Raw genomic sequence first — 18,686 nt, 5'->3', positions numbered from 1 at the left:
GACGACGGAGCCTTACGGCGTGCGTCCAAGCCGTCGCTGACGCTTGTGGCGCACCTCGAGCGCCGCGCATCCCCAGACCGTGCCAAGCAGCAGGTAGACATGGCGCCAGTGGTCGATGTCGATCACGTTGCCGATGGTGGCGTGGCCGAGAACCGAGATCCAGGCGACCATCAAAAAGGGTTGCCACGGCCGGTCGAGCAGCAGGTTTCGGAAGCCGATCGCCAGCGTCCAGACGAGCATGCCGACATAGCTGACGAAGCCGATCCAGCCATAGGAGGTGAGTGATTTCAGCCAGATATTGTGCTCGTCCTCGGGAAACATCGTGCCGAACACCAGCGGGCCGATGCCGAGCGGGCGCTCCATCATCATGGTGAAGCCGATCCGGTGACGCTCGAAACGGCCGAGATGTTCGCCGTCATATTGCTGCACCAACTGGGCGCGGGCGGAAAACAATTCGGCGACCTTCGGGACCTGCAGCGCCACCAGCAGCGAGGCGACCAGCATGATGATCGCCGCCAGCGACAGCGCCAGGACTCTCAAGCGAAAGGCGCCGCTGCGCTCCTTCAGCAGCATGATGAAGATCAGGAGCAGGACGCCGAGCCCAAAGAGGCCCCAGGCGGCGCGGGAAAAGGAGAGAAAGATGCCGAGCGCCAGCACGAGCAGAGCGGCGGCCTTCAGCGGCGATTTCTTCAGGTCGCCCACCAGAATACCGTGGACGAGATGGAGCGACGGCGGCACCAGGAAGGGGCCGAAGACGTTCGGATCCTGAAACGCGCCCTTGGCTCGGTCATAGAGGGTGAAGATTTCCGCACCGGAAAAGGCGTGGAAATAGCCGAGCACGCCGAGTGCCGATGTGGCGACGGCGGCGAAGGTCCAGGCGTTGAAGATCAGCGGCAGCCGCTTGTGGCTGTCCTCGATGATCGCCGCGTAGAAGACTGCGGTCAGCGCCAGGAAAGTCGACACGGCGATATACATCGGCGCCGTCGCCAGGTCCTTCATCTGCGTCAGCGATAACATGCCGCCGATATTGAAGGTGAGCAGCAGGGCAAGCAGGGGCGCGACGCCGCGTGAAATCCTCAATCCCAGGATGAACCAGAGGCCGATCAGCCCGGCCATCCAGAGTTCGTAGGGGGCTGGCTCGTCGATGACGAAACCGGAGAGGAAGACGCCGAAGGCGACGAAGGCCGAGCCGATTAGGCGCAGTGTCATCCGCTGCGGCTGGGCGACACGCGGATATGTCGCCTCGACCGTGCTCAATAGGCGTTTTCCGTGTTGAGCAGCCGGATCGGCGTCAGGAACAGGATCTTCAGATCGAACCAGAGCGACCAGTTTTCGATGTAATAGAGGTCGTAGGCCGTACGGAACTTGATCTTCTCGTCATTGTCGACCTCTCCGCGCCAGCCGTTGATCTGCGCCCAGCCGGTGACCCCGGGCTTGACGCGGTGGCGGGCGAAATAACCCTCGACGACATCGCCGAAGGCGCGATCGCGAGCCTGGGCGAGAACGGCGTGCGGGCGCGGGCCGACCAGCGAAAGCTCGCCTCTCAGCACGTTGAAAAGCTGCGGCAACTCGTCGATCGAACTCTTGCGGATGATGCGGCCGACACGGGTGACGCGCGGATCCCCCTTGGTCACCGCGGCCTTGCCCGTCGGGTCGGCCATGTTGGTGTACATCGACCGGAACTTGAAGATGTTGATGATCTCGTTGTTGAAGCCGTGGCGCTTCTGCGTGAAGAAAACCGGGCCTTCGGAGGTTGCCTTAATGGCGATGGCCGTCACCAGCATCAGCGGCCACAGCAGGGCAAGAGCGACCAGGGTGAAGAAGATGTCGAAGCCGCGTTTGGCGACGGAATCCCAGTCGCGGATCGGCTTCTTGAAAATGTCGAGCATCGGCACTGAGCCGACATGCGAATAGGCGCGCGGCCGGAAGCGCAGCCGGTTGGCATGCGCGGCAAGGCGGATATCCACCGGCAGAATCCAGAGCTTTTTCAGAAGGTCGAAGATGCGTGCCTCTGCCGACAGCGGCAGGGCGATGATCAGCATGTCGATGCGCGTCAGTCGCACGAATTCGACGAGCTCGGGCACCGTGCCGAGCTTCGGATAACCGGCGACCATGATCGGCGAGCGTTTCTCGCCGCGGTCGTCGAAGATACCGCAGATGCGAATGTCGTTGTCGGCCTGCTGTTCGAGGACTCGGATCAGCTCCTTGGCGGGTTCGCCGCCGCCGACGATGACGGCGCGCCGCTCCATGATGCCGTTGCGCGCCCAGTTGCGAATGCCGTAGGCGACGAGGAAACGCTCGCCGGCAAGAAAAAGCGCGCCGGCGGCAAACCAGGGGAGATAGGCCTCGGGCATTGCCGATGTGGTGCCGCGGACGAGCGCGAACAGGCCGATGGTGACCATGAGGGCGATCGTCCATGCGGCGAGGATGCGCGGCATCAGCCGCAGCTTCGCCCGAAGTGCCGGGATGGTGTAGGTGTCGGCAAGCTGCAGGCAGGCCACGGTCAGGGCCGAAGCGATCACCGCCATGCCCGCCCGTACCAGCAGGGGATCGCTGCCGTCGCCGGCTACGAAGTAGTAGACGATCAGAGCAATCGAAAAGAGGGCCAGGAATTCCAGCAGCCGTAATTGCCCGATGATGATGACAGGCGAACGGGTTCCGTCGCGGAATTGTTCGGCGATCTGCCGGGCATAGGCATTGATTTCGGTCGGCTCGGAGGCCTGCTCCCGACTTGCATTGCGTCGCGCCTCGATGTCGGAGACCCGCTTGCGCAGCGCTTCCACGTCGAACGGATCGCTTTTTTCCAGCTTGTTCATGGGGTTTTGTCGCTCGTTGTCAGCAAGCGAAATACCAGAAAGCCCCTAAGAAACATTTACGAGGCGGCGGACATTGCTTCGCCTGCGGCGGGATCGACCAGCTCAAGGTACAATTTCAGCACATCACGCGCCATGACGGCGGAGGAAAATACCGCCTTTACCGCCTCCGGCTTCGGCATCGTCCTGCCATGCCAGCCGGGCATGGTCAGCGTTTCCGCCATCACGCGGGCGAGGTCGTCGGCATTGCCGGGTTCCACCAGCGCTGCGCTGTCGGCGCCGAGCACCTCGGGAATGCCGCCGACGCGGCTGGCGATGACCGTCTTGCCGGCGCCAAGGCCCTCGAGGACGATATAGGGCATGGCTTCGGCGCGCGAGGGAACGACAAGGTTCTGCGCCATCGAAAAAGCTTCGTGGACGCGCATTGCCGGTAGCATGCCGATGCGCTTGCCGAGGCCGCGTTCGACCATCATCTCGCGGTAACGGTCCCGGTCGGGCCCGTCGCCGATCATCAGCGCCGACAGCGGCCGGCCGAGCAGCCGCTCGGTTTTGGCAAAGGCATCGACAAACAGATCGGGACCCTTGAGGTCCCGGAGCATTCCGACATAGATGAAATGGACGGCGTCCGAGCGGGTGGGGATCGGTTCGAAATCACGCTCGCTGATGCCGTTGTAAATCAGTCTCGTCTTCGTCCGTGGCTTGCCCACCTTGTGCATATAGGTGTCGCGCTCATATTCGCAGATGAAGACCAGCGCATCGGTGAAATATTCCTGCAGGCGCTCCATCCTGAGGACGAACTGTCCGCTGAGCGAGGAGCGCGAATAATGCAGGCTTCCGCCATGCGCGGTATAGAGGCGGGCTACGCGATACCTGTTCACCCGCAGGGCTGAGCCGGCAAGTCGCGCGAGCACGCCGCCCTTGGCGCCGTGCCCGTGCAGCACATCCGGCCGCAAACTTTTGATTTTCTTATACGTATCCCACATCGTCGCAATGTCCGACGGGCTGACTGAGCGTCGGATCGGCACGCGTGTCAGGCCGAGCGAGAGATAGGGACGAATATCGTCGAACAGGCTGTCCTCGTGCTCGCCGCCGGTCGAGCTGTCGCAGAGGATGCCGATGTCATGACCGGCCTTGGCGTGCTCCTCGACCAGATCGCGGACATGGCGGAAAATTCCGCCGACCGGCGACCTGAAGCAGTGGAGGATGCGGAGCGGCTTCTGTTTTGCCATAACTCAGAAGAGCCGTTCGCGGACGTAGATCGTGTCGCCGGCGATGATCGGCCCCGATATGTTGATGCGGCCGGTCAGCACCTGTCCGTTGATCTTGCGGGTGACGTCGACCATGCTCTGGTTGGCGCGGCTGGTGAAGCCGCCGGCAACGGCAATGGCGTTCTGCACGGTCATGCCGGGAACATAGGCATACTGGCCGGGCTGGCCGACTTCGCCCATGATGAAGATCGAACGGTAGCGGTCGACGTCGATAGTGACGTCGGGGTCGCGAAGATAGCCTTGCTGCAGTTTCTGAGCGATCTGCCCCGAGAGTTGCTGCAGGGTTCGGCCGCGGGCAGGGACCTGACCGATGAGCGGGAAGGCGATATAGCCGGCCTGATCCACCGTATAGGTATTTGTCAGGCTTTGCTGGTCGAAGACGGTGATGCGTAGCCGGTCGCCGCTATCAAGCGTATAGGGCTGGATGGTTGCCTCGTTGAAGGCTTTCGGCGCCGGCTTGTACGTCGTGCAGCCGCCTAATGCTGCCGTCATGGCTGCAAGGCTCAGGGCCAAAAGGATTTTGGGCGGGGCGACAGACATCCGCTGGTGCTCACAGAAAATGAACTTGGTGAGGTCGTTATCGATCCGTTAGGGTTAATGCCCGGTAAAAGACGGCCGACAATTTCCGGCGTTCTTTGCTGATCCCGCTCTTTTCTTCGCAAGTTCACCATTAACCGTTGAGTTACCACGGTCGTTTACGCTTGCGGCACCTTTGTTGTGGAGTAAGAGCATGTCCGGCGTAGCGCGTGATCAGGATGTGGACATCGACCTCAGTCAGCTGGTTCGCGCCGTCTGGGCGCGCCGGCTGAGGATTTTAACGATCACGCTCGTGGGGGCGGGCTTCGCCTTTACCGGCGCCAAGATCATGTCGCCGCAATATCGCAGCGAAACTCGCATCCTCATCGAACCGCGCGCGCCAGCCTTCGCCAGCACCCAGCAGGTAAACGACGCAGGCGCCGGTCCGCTGATGGACGAGCTGAATATCGCCAGCCAGGTGCAGCTGTTGCAATCCGCCGATCTCTTGAAAAAGGTGATCAACGACCTGAAACTCTACAATCTGCCGGAATTCGACGATGCCGCCAACGGCTCGGCAATGAGCAGCATCCTGGTGAAGCTGCATCTGAAGAAGAACCCGATGGAGAACCCACCGGAAGAGCGGGTGATCGACGCTTTCGTCGAGCGGCTGCAGGTCTATCAGGTGCCGGGCTCCCGCGTCATCGGCATCAATTTCACCTCCAAGGACCCGAAACTCGCCGCCGCCATTCCGAACGCCATGGCGAATGTCTATCTTTCCACCCAGAGCGGCGCCAAGCTCGATTCTAACTCCGAAGCGACGCGCTGGCTGGAGCCGGAGATCGAAAGCCTGCGCCTTAAGGTCAGCGAGGCCGAGAAGAAGGTCGCCGAATACCGTACCAGCCACGGGCTTTTACAGACGAACGGCACGACCACTTTTCCCGCCCAGCAGCTGAACGACGTCTCCGCCGAGCTCACCCGCGTGCGCGGCGACAAGGCCAATGCCGAAGCAAGGGCGCAGGCGGTGCGCAATGCGCTGTCGTCAGGCGAAGCTTCCGACACGCTGCCTGACATCATGGCCTCGCAGGCGATTCAGCGGTTGAAAGCAACGGAATCGGGCCTGCAGTCGCAAATATCGGATCTGCAGACCAGCCTTCTCAATAGCCACCCGCGGCTGAAAAGCCTGCGTGCCCAGCTTGCCGACATCCGCGGACAGATGCGCCAGGAAACGCAGAAGATTCTGGCGAGCATCGAAAACGAAGCCAAGGTCGCGGACCTCCGCGCAAGCGAGCTCGAGCGGCAGAAGGACACGGTACAGGCCAACAGTGCCCGCGCCGGCGAGGACGAAGTCGGCCTCAATGCGCTCGAGCGCGAGGCGACCGCCCAGCGCCAGCTGCTCGAAACCTATTTGGTGCGCTATCGCGAGGCCGCCTCCCGCGCCGACAGCAATTCGAGCCCGGCCGACGCCCGTATCGTTTCCAAGGCCATCGAGCCGGTCGATCCCTATTTCCCCAAGGTGGTGCCGATCGTCGTCGTCGCAGCCGTCGCCATTCTGATCCTCAGCGCCATCGTCACCATGCTGGCCGAACTCTTCAGCGGCCGGGCGCTTCGCCCGATCGATGCGTCGCCTGAGACAATCGAGACGGAAGCGGGCGCCGAAGAGAAGATTGCGCCGCAGGAAGCTCCGGTCGCCGCCGCCGTCAGAAAGCCCGCCCGGCCGAGCATGCTCGCCGTGGTCGCCGACGAAGAGGATGCGATCGACGAGGACGCGGAGACTGCCGCTGAGGTACCGGAGGATGACAATGAATTCTCCGTCGTCTCGGTTGCCGATTATCTCACCGGTAGCCGTGCGCCGCTGGCATTTGCGATATCTCCGACCGGTGACGATGGTTCGGCAGCGACGGTTTTGCTGACCCGCATTCTCGCCGATGCCGGCCGTCGCGTCGTCCTGATTGATATGACCGGGTCCGGCCATCCCACGGAACTGATGGCCGAAGACCAGGCCGCTCCTGGTGTCACGGACCTGCTGTGCGGCGAGGCCGCTTTCGGCGACACGATCCACAGCGATCGGCTTTCCGATGCCCATCTGATCCCGCAGGGCCGGAGCGACGTACGCCGCGCCATGCGCGGTGTCGATCGGCTGTCGCTGCTGCTCGATGCGCTGGCCGCTGCCTACGACCTCGTGGTCGTCGAATGCGGCGCTGCCGATGTCGCCGGCGTCTCGCGCCTGACGCGCAGCCGGGATGTCGAGATCATCCTCTCCCTGCCGCAGCTCGAGGAGACCGTTTTCGTAACACTGATGACGGAATTCCAGGCTGCGGGCTACGAGCGCGTCGTGCTGATGTCGGAAGGCGAAGAGGCGGGGCAGATGCTCGGCCAGGCGGCCTGAGGCATGGCACGCGGTTCTGCGGCAAGCACATCTGTCGGACAAGGACCGTTCAGCCGATCCTTGCCCGGATCCCCTGGGCGAATTTATAGAGCTTCGGGCGCGCCTTGATATGCGCCTTGCTGCGCGTGACGATCCTGTGCGCCGCGCCGGCGGCGACGCCGATCGGCGAAACCGGCAGCACCACGTCGTAATGCGCGGTCTCGACCGGCGCCCAGGATCGTTTGTAGGTCTGATCGCCTAAGCCGAAATCGAACAGCGCGACCCCTTTACCGTGCAATCCCGAGATGGTCTGCCAATAGAGGAATTCGCCGGGGCTCGTATCCGGCACGAGGTCTTCGTCGATCGCCCCGAATTGGCAGATGACGTGATCGCCCTTGCGCGAGATGCCTGAGATCGCAGCGATCCGCTCCTCATCTCCGCCCTTCAGCCGCAGGACATGCATCTTCAGGCCGAAGGACTGCCCTGTTTCATCCTGCTTGTCGATGAGGCCGTGCAGGAAGGCCTGTGTTTCCCGGTCGGCAAAGACGTCGGGCAAGCCAAGGCTGGCAAAGCGGGCGCTCTTCAGGCGGAAGAAGATATCGAGCAGGCGATGCTGTTCTTCCGATGTTTCGGGGATAACGTATTCGACGCCGCCGGCGGCCTCGAGACGCCGCGATTGAACGCGGAATTTCTTACGACGGCTCTTGGCATTGATCTGTTTCAGCGTTTCCTCGAAAACGGCAAGGAGCGGCAGTTGATAGGCGTGGTTCTGGTTTTGCACCATCGGCAGCCCGGTGAGCGGCGTCTGCCGTCCGCGCCACTCCAACGGAATGTTTTGCAGCAACAGCAGATCGGCTCGCCCCTTCAACGCATGCTGAAGCTGACGCGCGAATTTTTCGGCGTCGATGCTCCCGCCGCTTTCGGCGAAATTCCTGGAGAATAGACCGGTATTGATATTGCTGTGATCGGCAGCGATGAATTTCGCGACGGCAAGCCCACGCGACCTGACGATCTCGACCGGCAGAATGAAGGCCGTCTCGCCGGCATAGGTGCCTTTGAGGATGGCGAGCGGCCGTTGAAAGGCGTTTACCCAGGCGGCGCACCAATCGTAGCTCTGATGGAGCGACTGGAGATTGTCGGCCTCCAGAGCCCGCCAATCATCCTCCAACGGCTGCATCGCGTCGAAAACCGCGATGTCGATCTTGGCCATGGCAAGTTGCATGCTCACCTGGCGTAAGCGTGAAATCGCCGTGGCGGCCAGCGCGCCATCGTCTGACGGCTGTTCACGGACGTCGAGCTTTTGCGTCTGCACTGAAACTCTCCGGTCAAAATGCTGAGCGGGAAGGTAGGGATGCAGGACGTATATTTGGTTTAATCGTCGACCATCAGCGAGGTTTTCCGGCGATCACGGTTATCCGGCCGTTAATGGCTTACTGCTGCCGCGGTCCGGCCATCCATTTGATGACCACCATCGCCGGCAAGACCCAAAGCAGGCCGGTGAGCAGGAAGTAGAGCAGGTGCCCCCACCAGGGCGCGTTGCCGAGCGTCGCCACTGCGATCGTATTCGCCACCAGCGCATAGACGAGCACGAGCACGATGATGAGGATCGTGCCGATGAATTTGCGGAGGCGGACGGGCATTTTGATCTCTTGTCTGGGGTGGCGCGAACCGGCGCGACGGCATGCCGCAAAGGTTCGGGGCTTGTTTTGCATGAGCCGGTGGGGCAAATCAACTGCCGGATAGAAGGAGACATCATGGCCGTCGCGAACCTCACCACGGAACAGGCGATCCTGAGCGAAGTACGCAAGCAGAACCGCAATCGCCGCGCCTTGCGGCTGTGGCTCGGCTTCGTGCTTTTAGCACTCTTCTGTCTCGTGCTCGTCGGCGGTGCCACGCGGCTGACCAATTCCGGCCTGTCGATCACCGAATGGAAGCCGATCCATGGCGTCATTCCGCCGCTGTCGGCTGCCGAATGGGAGGAGGAGTTCCGCCTCTACCAGCGCATTCCCGAGTTTCAGCAATTGAACAGCTCTATGACCGTCGACGAGTTCAAAGGCATTTTCTGGTGGGAATGGGCCCACCGGCTCATCGCCCGCGGCATCGGCGTGATCTTCGCGGTGCCGCTCACCTTTTTTTGGGTGACCAGGCGCATCGAAAGGCGCCTGCGCTGGCCGCTCGTCGGCATTCTGGCGCTCGGCGGCCTGCAGGGTTTTATCGGCTGGTGGATGGTGTCCTCGGGTCTTTCCGTCCGCACCGACGTCAGCCAGTACCGGCTTGCGACACATCTCGTCATGGCCTGTCTGATCTTTGCCGGCTGCATGTGGATTATGCGCGGTCTCTCGCCGCATTCGAACGATCCGGCGCCGGCGCGCAGTTCGCGCGGTTTTGCCGCCGTCATCGCCATTTTCGCGCTGTTCCAGATCTATCTCGGCGCGCTGGTGGCCGGGCTCGATGCCGGTTTCTCCTACAATACCTGGCCGCTGATGGATGGGGCCGTCATCCCCTCGGATCTCTTGATCCAGCAGCCCTTCTGGATCAACGCTTTCGAGAACCCGAAGACCGTGCAGTTCATCCACCGCGTCGGCGCCTATGCGCTCTTCGCGTTGACCTTGATCAACATGGTCATTTCCCTGCGCACCGCACCCTGGACCACCCATGCCCGCCGCGCCGTCGTGCTTTTCTCGCTGGTGACGCTACAGGCGGCGATCGGCATCGCCACGCTGCTGCTGCAGGTGCCGCTCCACTGGGGCCTGCTGCATCAGGCCGGCGCCCTGGTGGTCTTCGGTTTCGCCGTCGCCAACTGGCGCGGCTTTTACGGCGAATACCCGCACGCCACGGCAATCGCGGAGCGCGATTGAAGCTGGGCCTCGACGCGGGCCGGCCCACGGATGAGAGTCATTCAGAATCAACGGCAATTGCTGACTTAAACGTGTAATATTTCCTCCCTATATGCAGCTGGGTTAGGTTCGATGAACCGACGGCAGCACGGAGGGGGCGATGTCGAATAATTACGCCGGGATGCGCAGGGCCTTGGCGGGGCAGCCGAAGGGAACGATCGAGCGCTGCGCGCAGCGCCTTCTCGATATTCGCAAGACGCTGACGCCATTGCGCACCCAGAAGAAAGACAGCTCGCTGTTGCTGGCGACCTGGAACATCCGCGATTTCGATTCCAACAAGTTTGGCTTTGGGCCACGCCTTCCGGAAACTTTTTCCTATATCGCCGAGATGATCGCATGCTTCGATCTGGTGGCCATCCAGGAAGTCAACCGCGACCTTTCCGCCCTGGAAAAGGTGATGAAGATTCTCGGCCGGGAATGGGATTATATCGCAACGGATACGACGGCCGGTTCCGGTGGAAATTCCGAGCGCATGGCCTTCGTCTACAATACCGAGAAGGTCTGGTTCCGCAAGATAGCCGGCGAAGTCGTGCTGCCGGAAGGTCACCTCGTCGTTTCAAGCACAAAGGTTAAGGCGCCGAAAGGCCAGCCCGATGTCGAACCGAAGACCGTCGAGATGGAGCAGCAATTCGCCCGCAGCAGGTTTCTCGTGGCGTTCCAGTCCGGCTGGTTCCGGTTCAGCCTTTGCACGGTGCATATCTACTATGGCGCGGATTCGGGCGAGCAGTTGAAACGGCGGATCGGGGAGATCCAGCACCTCGTCGAGTTTTTCGCCGCCCGGCAGGATGAAGCCAGCAGCCAGGAACTCGACTTCAGCGGCGCCGTCGAAAACTATATCCTGCTTGGCGATTTCAACGTCGTTAGCCCCGAACATGAGACGATGAAGGCCCTGAAGAGCCATGGCTTCGTGGTTCCCGCAGAGATCGACGGCAAGAAGGTGCGAAAGCTGGGCGACCATTTCTACGACCAGATCGCCGTGCGCGTGAAGGACAAGCGTTTCAAAGTGATGACCGGCGGACTGATCGACCTTTATACCGACGTCTTCCGCTCCACCGACGAAGACCGGGCGCTCTATGCCGGATTTCTGCCGAAGAGCGATCCGGAAGGCGATCCGAAATTCAAGGCAAAGACGCCTGAGGCACTCTACGAGAAATGGCGGACATGGCAGATGTCGGATCATGCCCCGCTGTGGCTGGAGATCGATACCGATTTCACCGAGAGTTACCTTCAGACGATTGCGGCCGGCGGACCGCCCGGCCCGAAGCCGTCCTAAAGCGCATCGCAACAAACTTGATTCATGCGACGTGCTTTATACAGCTACCCCGGAACCGCTGCACACTTCCGGGTGAAATGCATTAGCGCAGCGCCCCATCGAGCAGCGGCATGCCGATGATCGCCGCGGCGGCGATCAGCACGTAGCAGGCGATCCGGAAGGTCCGTTCCTTGGCCAGTCCGAACAGTTTCGAGCCGCCGTAAAGCCCCAGCGCATAACTCGGCAGAACCACGGCCGTCAGCGCAAACACGGCGGGGACGAACAGTCCGCCCACATAATAGCTGATGGCGCTGAAGACGGTGGAAATGGAGAAATAGAGCACGACATTGGCTCTGACGCGCGTGAAATCGCTCTTGCCGCCAAGCCAATAGGCGACGACAGGCGGTCCGCCGAGCTGTGCGGCGCCGCTGAAGAGACCGGCAATCAGGCCGACGCCGCTGCTGAGCGGTGCCGAAGGCGCCCCGTGATAACGCCATCCGGAGACGAGAAGTGCGAGCAGTGAGATGGCGATGATTGTGATGCTCCAGCGCAACAGCGTCGGGTCGAGCAGCGCCAGCATCGCCGTGCCGGCCGGCACCCCGAGTGCCGCACCCGCGGCCATAACGAAGACCTCGGGCCGGTTGGCGTTGCGCCAGGCGGGTGGAATCATCCCGAGCGTGGCAATGCCGTCGACGACGAGCAGGATCGGCGAGACAAGCTTCGGCCCGATGATGGCCCCGCCGAGCGGAATGAAGATCAGCGCTGCCCCGAAACCGGAAAAGCCGCGGGCGAGCCCGGCGATGAAGGCAAAGGCCATCAGCGCATAGATGCCGTGATCGGGCAGGACGGCGGCAAACCAGGCCCGCCCGTCGGTGATAAGCGCATCCAGCGTCATGACGTCAGGAAGCGAGCATCAGGTCCATGTTCTGCACTGCAGCACCCGAGGCGCCCTTGCCGAGATTGTCGAGCAGCGCAACAAGATTAACATGCGACCCGCCCGGCGTGCCGAAGACGAACAGCTTCATCGTGTCCTTGCCTTCGAGCTCGACGGCGTTGACTCGGGGGAGCGCCTTGCTTTCGGCGAGCGGCACGACAGTGACGATGTTCTGGCCAGCATAGTGAGCGACGAGAGCCGCGTGGATGCTTTCCATCGTCGTGCCCTCGGCGAGATCGTCGAGATGCAGCGGCACCTGCACGATCATGCCCTGCGCGAATTTGCCGACCGATGGCGAGAAGATCGGCGCCCGATCGAGCAGGCCGTGCACGGTCATTTCGGGCACGTGCTTGTGGGTGAGGGGCAGACCGTAGAGGAAGTGCGGCGCGGTGATCGCATCCGGGTGATCCGGATTTTCCATCTGGGCGATCATCTGCTTGCCGCCACCGGTATAGCCGGAAACCGCATTGACCGTCACCGGATAACCATCCGGCAGGAGGCCGGCGGCACGCAGCGGCCGGATCAGGCCGATTGCGCCTGTCGGATAGCAGCCGGGGTTGGCGACGAAACGGGCGGCCTTGATCTTGTCGGCCTGCGCGCCGTCCATTTCGGCAAAGCCGTAGGCCCAGCCGGGATTGACGCGGAAGGCGGTCGACGTGTCGATGACGCGCACGTTGTTGTTGGCCGAGACCATCTGAACCGCTTCCTTCGATGCCTCGTCGGGCAGACAGAGAATGGCGATATCAGCGCTGTTCAGCATGTCCTCGCGCAGGGCGGCGTTGCGCCGCTCGGCCTCGGGAATGGACAGAAGCTCGACATCGCGGCGGCCGGCCATGCGCGTGCGGATCTGCAGACCCGTTGTGCCGTGTTCGCCGTCGATGAAGATTTTCGGTGCCATGTTAACCTGCGCTTTCAATGGGTTCAGAAGGTTTCCGGATTCATTTTGGGATAATAAGTCAGCCTTGTGACACGGCGATGGCGCGTCGCTCCGCATGAAGCCCCAGCATATACATCGCCACCGTTGCCCCCGCAATGGCGGTGATATCGGCATGGTCGTAGGGCGGCGAAACCTCGACGATATCGGCTCCGCGGATATCGAGCTGGTGCAGGCGCTGCAGCACTGAGAGGATTTTGGCGCTCGACGGTCCGCCGGCGACCGGCGTGCCGGTGCCGGGCGCAAAGGCCGGATCGAGGCAATCGATGTCGAAGGTGAGATAGGCCGGCGCGCCGCGCGTGTGGGAAATGATCGCCGAAGCGATATCGCCGGCAGTCATATCCTCGACCTGATGACCATAGAGAATATTGATGCCGCAATCTTCCGGCGCATGGGTGCGGATGCCGATCTGGATCGAGCGATCGGGGTCGATGATGCCTTCACGGGTGGCCCGCGCGACAAAGGAGCCGTGGTCGATGCGCCGCTCTTCGTCGAACCAAGTGTCCTGATGCGCGTCGAACTGCACGAGCGCAAGCGGCCCGTGTTTCGCCGCATGCGCTTTCAGCAGTGGCCAGGTGACGTAATGATCGCCGCCGAGCGTCAGCAGGAAGGCGCCGCTATCGAGGATCGCGTTCGCCTGGCGTTCGATGGCCGCGGGCGTATCCTGGTGATTGCCGTAATCGAGCAGGCAATCGCCGTAGTCGATCACCGCCATGTCGGCGAAAAGATCACGTTTGAAGGGATATTGCGCATCATTGTCGAAGATGGCTGAGGCGCGCCGAATGGCCTGCGGCCCGAAGCGGGTGCCCGGCCTGTTCGAGGTTGCGGCATCGAAGGGAATACCCCAGACGGCGACGTCGACACCGGCGAGTTCCTTGGTGAAGCGGCGGCGCATGAAGGACAGCGCGCCGGCAAAGGTCGGATCGCTGGCGGCTGAAGTGAGGCTGGTCGCCGTGAAGGCGTGGTCAATCGATCTGTTCGCCAAGTCATGCTCCTTTTTTCGGTCGCAGAACCATAGTCGCGTTCAATGCGGACGCTGCATTGCAGGATGTTCGACGTCAGAGCGTCGGCGTTGATCCACGCGAAGGAGTTGGCTTCATCCATTCGCGGCGAATGGGGTAGGCGAGCTGTCTACGGATTTCAAGCAATCGTTCGGATGACCGCGTTGCCGAGACTCGGCAACAAGGCGCTGTCCTCCTCCTGCACCGACGATTTTGGCAAAAGCTGTGGTTTATTCAAAGTTTTACTGAAATTCCCGCTTGCAGAAAAATTCGCATTTCCCTATGCAATGCGGGGTTGCAGATTCGGTGCTCGAAGTCGGTAAGAATACGATATTTTGGGAATATTTTAAGTGATTTACCGACGAGAGATTGACGGCCTGCGGGCGGCCGCGGTGATGCCCGTTATTCTATTTCATGCGGGTTTTAGTTTCTTCAGTGGCGGCTTCATCGGCGTCGATGTTTTCTTCGTCATCAGCGGCTTTCTGATAACGTCGATCATCCTTGAGGAGATACGCAACGGTACCTTCTCGCTGGCGGCATTCTACGAGCGCCGCGCCCGTCGTATCCTGCCGGCCCTGTTTCTCGTCGTCCTGTGCTGTCTGCCCTTTGCCTGGCTCTGGGTCATGCCGGAGGAATTTCGCGCGTTCTCCGACAGTCTTATTGCCACCAGCCTCTCCGGTGCCAATTTCCTGTTCTGGTTCAAAAGCGGCTATTTTGCGCCGGAGGCCGCAGAGGTGCCGCTGCTCCACATCTGGAGCCTGGCCGTCGAAGAACAATATTACATGTTCTTTCCGCTGCTCGTCATGTTCATGTGGAAGCGCAAGCGGAACTGGCTCTTTGCCGTCCTGGTTGCGCTCGCCCTTGCCAGCCTTGCCTATAGCGAGTGGGCGTCACGGGTCCATCCCTCGGCCAATTTCTATTTCCTGCCGTCGCGGGCCTGGGAATTTCTGGCCGGATCGACCTGCAGCTTCATGCAGTTGAAGGGGCAAAAGCGCGGCAGCGATCCGCTGTCGTTCCTCGGTTTCGGCATGATCGCCTTCTCCATCTTCTATTTCGACGAAACCTCGCCCATTCCCTCGACGCTCGCCCTGATTCCCGTGGTCGGCGCGATGCTCGTGCTGCTCTATGCGCGACAGGGAACCTGGGTGGCGGCACTGCTGTCGACCCGTGTCTTCACCATGATCGGGCAGATCAGCTACAGCGCCTATCTCTGGCACCAGCCGCTTTTTGCCTTTGCGCGGATCCGCAGCATCGATCCGCCCCCGTTGACCGTGATGGGCGTTCTTACCTGCCTTTCGCTTGTGCTTGCCTATGTCTCGTGGCGTTTCGTCGAGCAGCCGTTCCGCAGGCGCGAGCGCCGATTGCTGCCGTCGACCCGCAGCCTGGCCGCGTCGGTATCCCTGGTGTTGGCCGCCTTTATCGCCTTCGGCATTTACGGCCACGATACGCGCGGCATTCCATGGCGTCTGCCGGCGCCGATCAAGGAATTCATGGCGAACAATGATTGGAGCAAGACCTGCCTTCTCGAGGGCTCGTCGGGCTGGGATACGATGCCGATCCAGGGCTGCGTATTCAACGGCAGCCACGAACAGACATACGCCATCCTTGGAGATTCCCTGGCGTCGTCGCTGACGCCGGCGCTGGCCAAGCGTCTGGACGGCATGAATATCGGCCTGCAACAGATTACGCACAGCTTCTGTGCGCCGGTCGCCGACGTCTCGATGGTCCCCCACCAGGCGCGCGACTGCGGTGCCTTCAACGCTGCGGCGATCGACTATCTCGTCAAGAGCAAGGTGAAAACGGTCTTTCTCGCTGCCTCTTGGAAGATCTTTTTCGAGCAGTCGCGCTACAGGTTCAGCGGCGAGGAAGTCGCGACATCAGACGTAGGGCAGAGTTTGAGGGATGCTTTCGACAAAACCGTCGGCGAGCTGACATCGGCCGGCATCCGCGTCGTCATCATCTATCCTCATCCGCGCGGCGACACGGAGATCGCCGCCAAGGTCGCGAAGCTGATGCACAAGGGCACGCCGGCGCCGACGATCACGATCGCCCAGGATGAATTTCTCCAGCAATCGGCGCCTTCCTACGCCTATCTCGACGACCCCAAAGACAGGCATGTCCTACGCGTCGATCCGGCCAGGATCTTCTGCGGAAGAGAGGCGGGCCGGTGCGATCTGGCGCGGGACGGCAAGACGTTTATTTCCGACAAGGTGCATTTCACCCCGGCGGGTGCGGATGCCGTCGCCGACGAAATCCTGTCCGCTCTCAGGCAAGACGACATCGTGGATGGAAATGTGGCCGCCCTTTCCTCCGACTGATGCACGTCGCTCTGACGAACCAAAGCGCATAGCTATCTTTCAGACGCGCTGCTTGTGCTTTTGTTTGACTCATACCGCTACCGCAGAACCGCGGTGCGGTTTTGCGCGAGATGTTTTTGGCGTCCTGAATTGCGCAGCGCGGCAGTGATTCTGCCCTTTTCGGACGATTGCACAATAAAAAAGGCCGGGTTGCCCCGGCCTTAGTAATTCCGTCTGTCGGAAGCGATTAGCGCTTCGAGAACTGGAAGGAGCGGCGGGCCTTTGCCTTGCCGTACTTCTTACGTTCGACGACGCGGCTGTCGCGGGTCAGGAACCCGCCCTTCTTCAGCACCGAGCGCAGGCCCGGTTCGAAGTAGGTGAGCGCCTTTGACAGGCCGTGGCGAACGGCACCGGCCTGGCCGGAGAGGCCGCCGCCGGCAACGGTTGCGACGATGTCGAACTGGCCGTCACGGGCAGCCGCGACGATCGGCTGGCGCAGGATCATCTGCAGCACCGGACGGGCGAAATACTCCGCAAATTCCTTGCCGTTGACGATGATCTTGCCGGAGCCCGGCTTGACCCAGACGCGGGCGACGGCGTTCTTGCGCTTGCCGGTCGCATAGGAGCGGCCGAGCGAATCGACCTTGCGGACGTGGGCCGGAGCAGCAGCTTCGGAAGCCGTGCCGAGATCCTTCAGGGAGGAGAGGTCAGCCATGATCAGGCGCTCCTTACGTTCTTTTTGTTGAGCGCGGCAACGTCGAGGGCGACCGGCTGCTGGGCTTCATGGGGATGGTTGGCGCCGGCATAGACGCGCAGGTTCTTCATCTGGCGACGGCCGAGCGGGCCGCGCGGAACCATGCGCTCGACGGCCTTTTCAAGGACGCGCTCCGGGAAGCGGCCTTCGATGATCTGGCGTGCAGTGCGTTCCTTGATTCCGCCGGCGTAACCGGTGTGCCAGTAGTAGACCTTGTCGGAATACTTCTTGCCGGTGAAAACGACCTTGTCGGCATTGATGACGATGACGTTGTCGCCGTCGTCAACGTGGGGCGTGAAGGTTGCCTTGTGCTTGCCGCGCAGGCGCATAGCGATGATGGAAGCGAGACGACCAACGACCAGCCCTTCGGCGTCGATGATCACCCACTTCTTCTCCACCTCTGCAGGCTTCTGGGAGAAGGTAGCCATGATGAATACTCTCTTTTGGGACCCTTGCCCGAAGGCTGGAAGGGCGTTTCTTGTTGCTTGGATTGGCAGGCGCGAGGCGTGCCAAAAAGAAAGCAGCCGGGAAGGCTGCGTTCTGGCGCGGTGTATAAAGGGAATGTGTTATCGGGTCAATATCGACACGCCCGGCGGCCTCAAAAGAAACATAAGCAAAAACAGCCGCTTAGCTATGTGGTATTATGTTGCCTCAAATTGGGTGAGGCGGGAAGCTGCCATATTGAAGGTTTTTCCCCCGTCGCGTCGGGACTTGTGGGGTCGAAGCGGTGTTTAATCCTTGCACTCGCGCAGACATTTCATCATTTCCCGAAGGCCGCGTGTCAGATGTTTGTCCCGGCGCAGAACCATGCCGAGCCGGCGCATGAGCTTCGGCTTCAGCGACGACGTCGTCACCAGGCCGGCACGGTCGCGCTTGAGCGCCAACCCCGGCAGGATCGACCAGCCGAGCCCGACGGCCACCAGCTCCTTGATCGCCTCGACGCTGCCGAATTCCATCGCCGGACGGGTCCTGCCATCAGGGGCGGCGAGCCACGCGTCGATTGCCCGCCTGGTATTGCCGCCCTCGTAAAGCAGCAGCGTCCTGTCGCGCATGAAGGCGGCATCCGGTCCGCCTTCGGGCAGCAGGCTGCCTGCGGGCGCGACAGCCAGCAATTCCTCCTCGTAAAACGGTTCAATCTCGAAGTTTCGTCCCGATGCCGGCAAGGCCACGACGGCGATGTCTAGGCTATTGGCCTCCAGATCGCGCAGAATATCATCGGCATTGCCGATATTGACGGTGATTTCGAGGCCGGGCATCGCCTGCCTGGCGGCGGCGATGGCGCGCGGCAGGAGATGAATCGAGGCCGTGCCACCGCTGCCGATGCGCACCCGGCCGCTGGCGCCATCCCTGTGGGGCATCATTGCTTCTTCCGCCGCGGCTGCTTCCTGCAGCAGACGTCTCGCGTGCGAAAGCAGGTCGAGGCCGGCCGCCGTTGGTTGCGCCCGCCGCCCGACGCGCTCGATCAGCCTGACGCCGAGCCGCTGTTCGAGGCCTTTGATCTGCAGGCTGACGGCCGGTTGCGTCACACCTTCCTTGTCGGCGGCCGCCGTAAAGCTTCCAAGATCGGCGACGTTGACGAAGGTTGCGAGCTGATCGAGATTGAGCGGCACCCAAAGAAATCCTTATGCATATTATAATATCCATAAGCTTCTTTC

16 protein-coding genes are annotated in these 18,686 nt (G+C 61.6%); 4 read left to right on the top strand and 12 right to left on the bottom strand.

Annotation, left to right across the window (positions count from 1 at the left end; all coding sequences use genetic code 11):
• Positions 1-12: 12 nt before the first annotated feature.
• Genes GGI60_RS08960 through GGI60_RS08945 form a run of 4 tightly spaced genes read right to left on the bottom strand, consistent with a single transcriptional unit; the run spans position 13 to position 4,621 of the window.
• Positions 13-1,257, bottom strand: coding sequence for an O-antigen ligase family protein (locus GGI60_RS08960; protein WP_183914917.1), 1,245 nt, complete (start codon positions 1,255-1,257; stop codon positions 13-15).
• Positions 1,254-2,816, bottom strand: a complete 1,563-nt coding sequence (locus tag GGI60_RS08955) for an undecaprenyl-phosphate glucose phosphotransferase (protein WP_183914915.1) — start codon at positions 2,814-2,816, stop codon at positions 1,254-1,256. The genes GGI60_RS08960 and GGI60_RS08955 overlap by 4 nt, the downstream gene beginning before the upstream one ends.
• Before the next feature lie 56 nt (positions 2,817-2,872).
• Entirely contained in the window at positions 2,873-4,042 is a 1,170-nt protein-coding gene (locus GGI60_RS08950) for a glycosyltransferase family 4 protein (protein WP_183914913.1), read from the bottom strand.
• 3 nt (positions 4,043-4,045) lie between these two features.
• Entirely contained in the window at positions 4,046-4,621 is a 576-nt protein-coding gene (locus GGI60_RS08945; protein WP_010060356.1) for a polysaccharide biosynthesis/export family protein, read from the bottom strand.
• A 190-nt stretch (positions 4,622-4,811) separates the two neighbouring features.
• On the opposite strand from GGI60_RS08945, the gene GGI60_RS08940 reads away from it, so the two are divergent.
• Positions 4,812-6,983, top strand: coding sequence for a GumC family protein (locus tag GGI60_RS08940; RefSeq protein WP_183914911.1), 2,172 nt, complete (start codon positions 4,812-4,814; stop codon positions 6,981-6,983).
• Positions 6,984-7,032: 49 nt separating this feature from the next.
• On the opposite strand, the gene GGI60_RS08935 is transcribed toward GGI60_RS08940, so the two are convergent.
• Complete coding sequence (locus GGI60_RS08935; RefSeq protein WP_183914910.1) at positions 7,033-8,274, bottom strand: GNAT family N-acetyltransferase; 1,242 nt, start codon at positions 8,272-8,274, stop codon at positions 7,033-7,035.
• A gap of 118 nt (positions 8,275-8,392) precedes the next feature.
• The gene (locus GGI60_RS08930) at positions 8,393-8,602 is read right to left on the bottom strand and encodes a DUF2842 domain-containing protein (RefSeq protein ID WP_183914908.1); all 210 of its coding nucleotides are present in this window, start codon (positions 8,600-8,602) and stop codon (positions 8,393-8,395) included.
• A gap of 114 nt (positions 8,603-8,716) precedes the next feature.
• On the opposite strand from GGI60_RS08930, the gene GGI60_RS08925 reads away from it, so the two are divergent.
• Both GGI60_RS08925 and GGI60_RS08920 read left to right on the top strand, forming a co-directional pair.
• Positions 8,717-9,820, top strand: a complete 1,104-nt coding sequence (locus GGI60_RS08925; protein ID WP_183914906.1) for a COX15/CtaA family protein — start codon at positions 8,717-8,719, stop codon at positions 9,818-9,820.
• Between the two features lie 139 nt (positions 9,821-9,959).
• Positions 9,960-11,132, top strand: coding sequence for an endonuclease/exonuclease/phosphatase family protein (locus GGI60_RS08920; RefSeq protein WP_183914904.1), 1,173 nt, complete (start codon positions 9,960-9,962; stop codon positions 11,130-11,132).
• 82 nt (positions 11,133-11,214) lie between these two features.
• On the opposite strand, the gene GGI60_RS08915 is transcribed toward GGI60_RS08920, so the two are convergent.
• The 3 genes from GGI60_RS08915 to speB are packed head-to-tail and all read right to left on the bottom strand — an operon-like array spanning position 11,215 to position 13,964.
• Positions 11,215-12,006 carry a sulfite exporter TauE/SafE family protein gene (locus tag GGI60_RS08915; protein ID WP_183914902.1) on the bottom strand — a complete coding sequence of 264 codons (792 nt, stop codon included), beginning with the start codon at positions 12,004-12,006 and terminating at the stop codon, positions 11,215-11,217.
• Between the two features lie 4 nt (positions 12,007-12,010).
• Positions 12,011-12,943, bottom strand: a complete 933-nt coding sequence (argC, locus tag GGI60_RS08910) for an N-acetyl-gamma-glutamyl-phosphate reductase (protein ID WP_183914900.1) — start codon at positions 12,941-12,943, stop codon at positions 12,011-12,013.
• 58 nt (positions 12,944-13,001) lie between these two features.
• Complete coding sequence (gene speB / locus GGI60_RS08905; protein WP_183914898.1) at positions 13,002-13,964, bottom strand: agmatinase; 963 nt, start codon at positions 13,962-13,964, stop codon at positions 13,002-13,004.
• Positions 13,965-14,330: 366 nt separating this feature from the next.
• Between speB and GGI60_RS32620 the strand changes: the two genes are divergently transcribed.
• A complete protein-coding gene (locus GGI60_RS32620; protein ID WP_183914895.1) occupies positions 14,331-16,298 on the top strand; it encodes an acyltransferase family protein in 1,968 nt (655 codons plus the stop codon).
• 226 nt (positions 16,299-16,524) lie between these two features.
• On the opposite strand, the gene rpsI is transcribed toward GGI60_RS32620, so the two are convergent.
• From rpsI to GGI60_RS08885, 3 genes are all read right to left on the bottom strand, one after another.
• Complete coding sequence (gene rpsI, locus GGI60_RS08895) at positions 16,525-16,992, bottom strand: 30S ribosomal protein S9 (RefSeq protein WP_009995734.1); 468 nt, start codon at positions 16,990-16,992, stop codon at positions 16,525-16,527.
• A gap of 2 nt (positions 16,993-16,994) precedes the next feature.
• On the bottom strand, positions 16,995-17,459 hold the full coding sequence (rplM, locus tag GGI60_RS08890) for a 50S ribosomal protein L13 (RefSeq protein ID WP_008521951.1): 465 nt from the start codon (positions 17,457-17,459) through the stop codon (positions 16,995-16,997).
• A 303-nt stretch (positions 17,460-17,762) separates the two neighbouring features.
• Complete coding sequence (locus GGI60_RS08885) at positions 17,763-18,641, bottom strand: LysR family transcriptional regulator (protein ID WP_183914893.1); 879 nt, start codon at positions 18,639-18,641, stop codon at positions 17,763-17,765.
• Positions 18,642-18,686 lie beyond the last annotated feature (45 nt).

The organism is Rhizobium lentis (genome assembly GCF_014200175.1).
GTDB lineage: Bacteria > Pseudomonadota > Alphaproteobacteria > Rhizobiales > Rhizobiaceae > Rhizobium > Rhizobium mulingense.
Note: the sequence above shows the minus strand (reverse complement) of the source record. Positions and strands in the feature narration are given on the sequence as shown.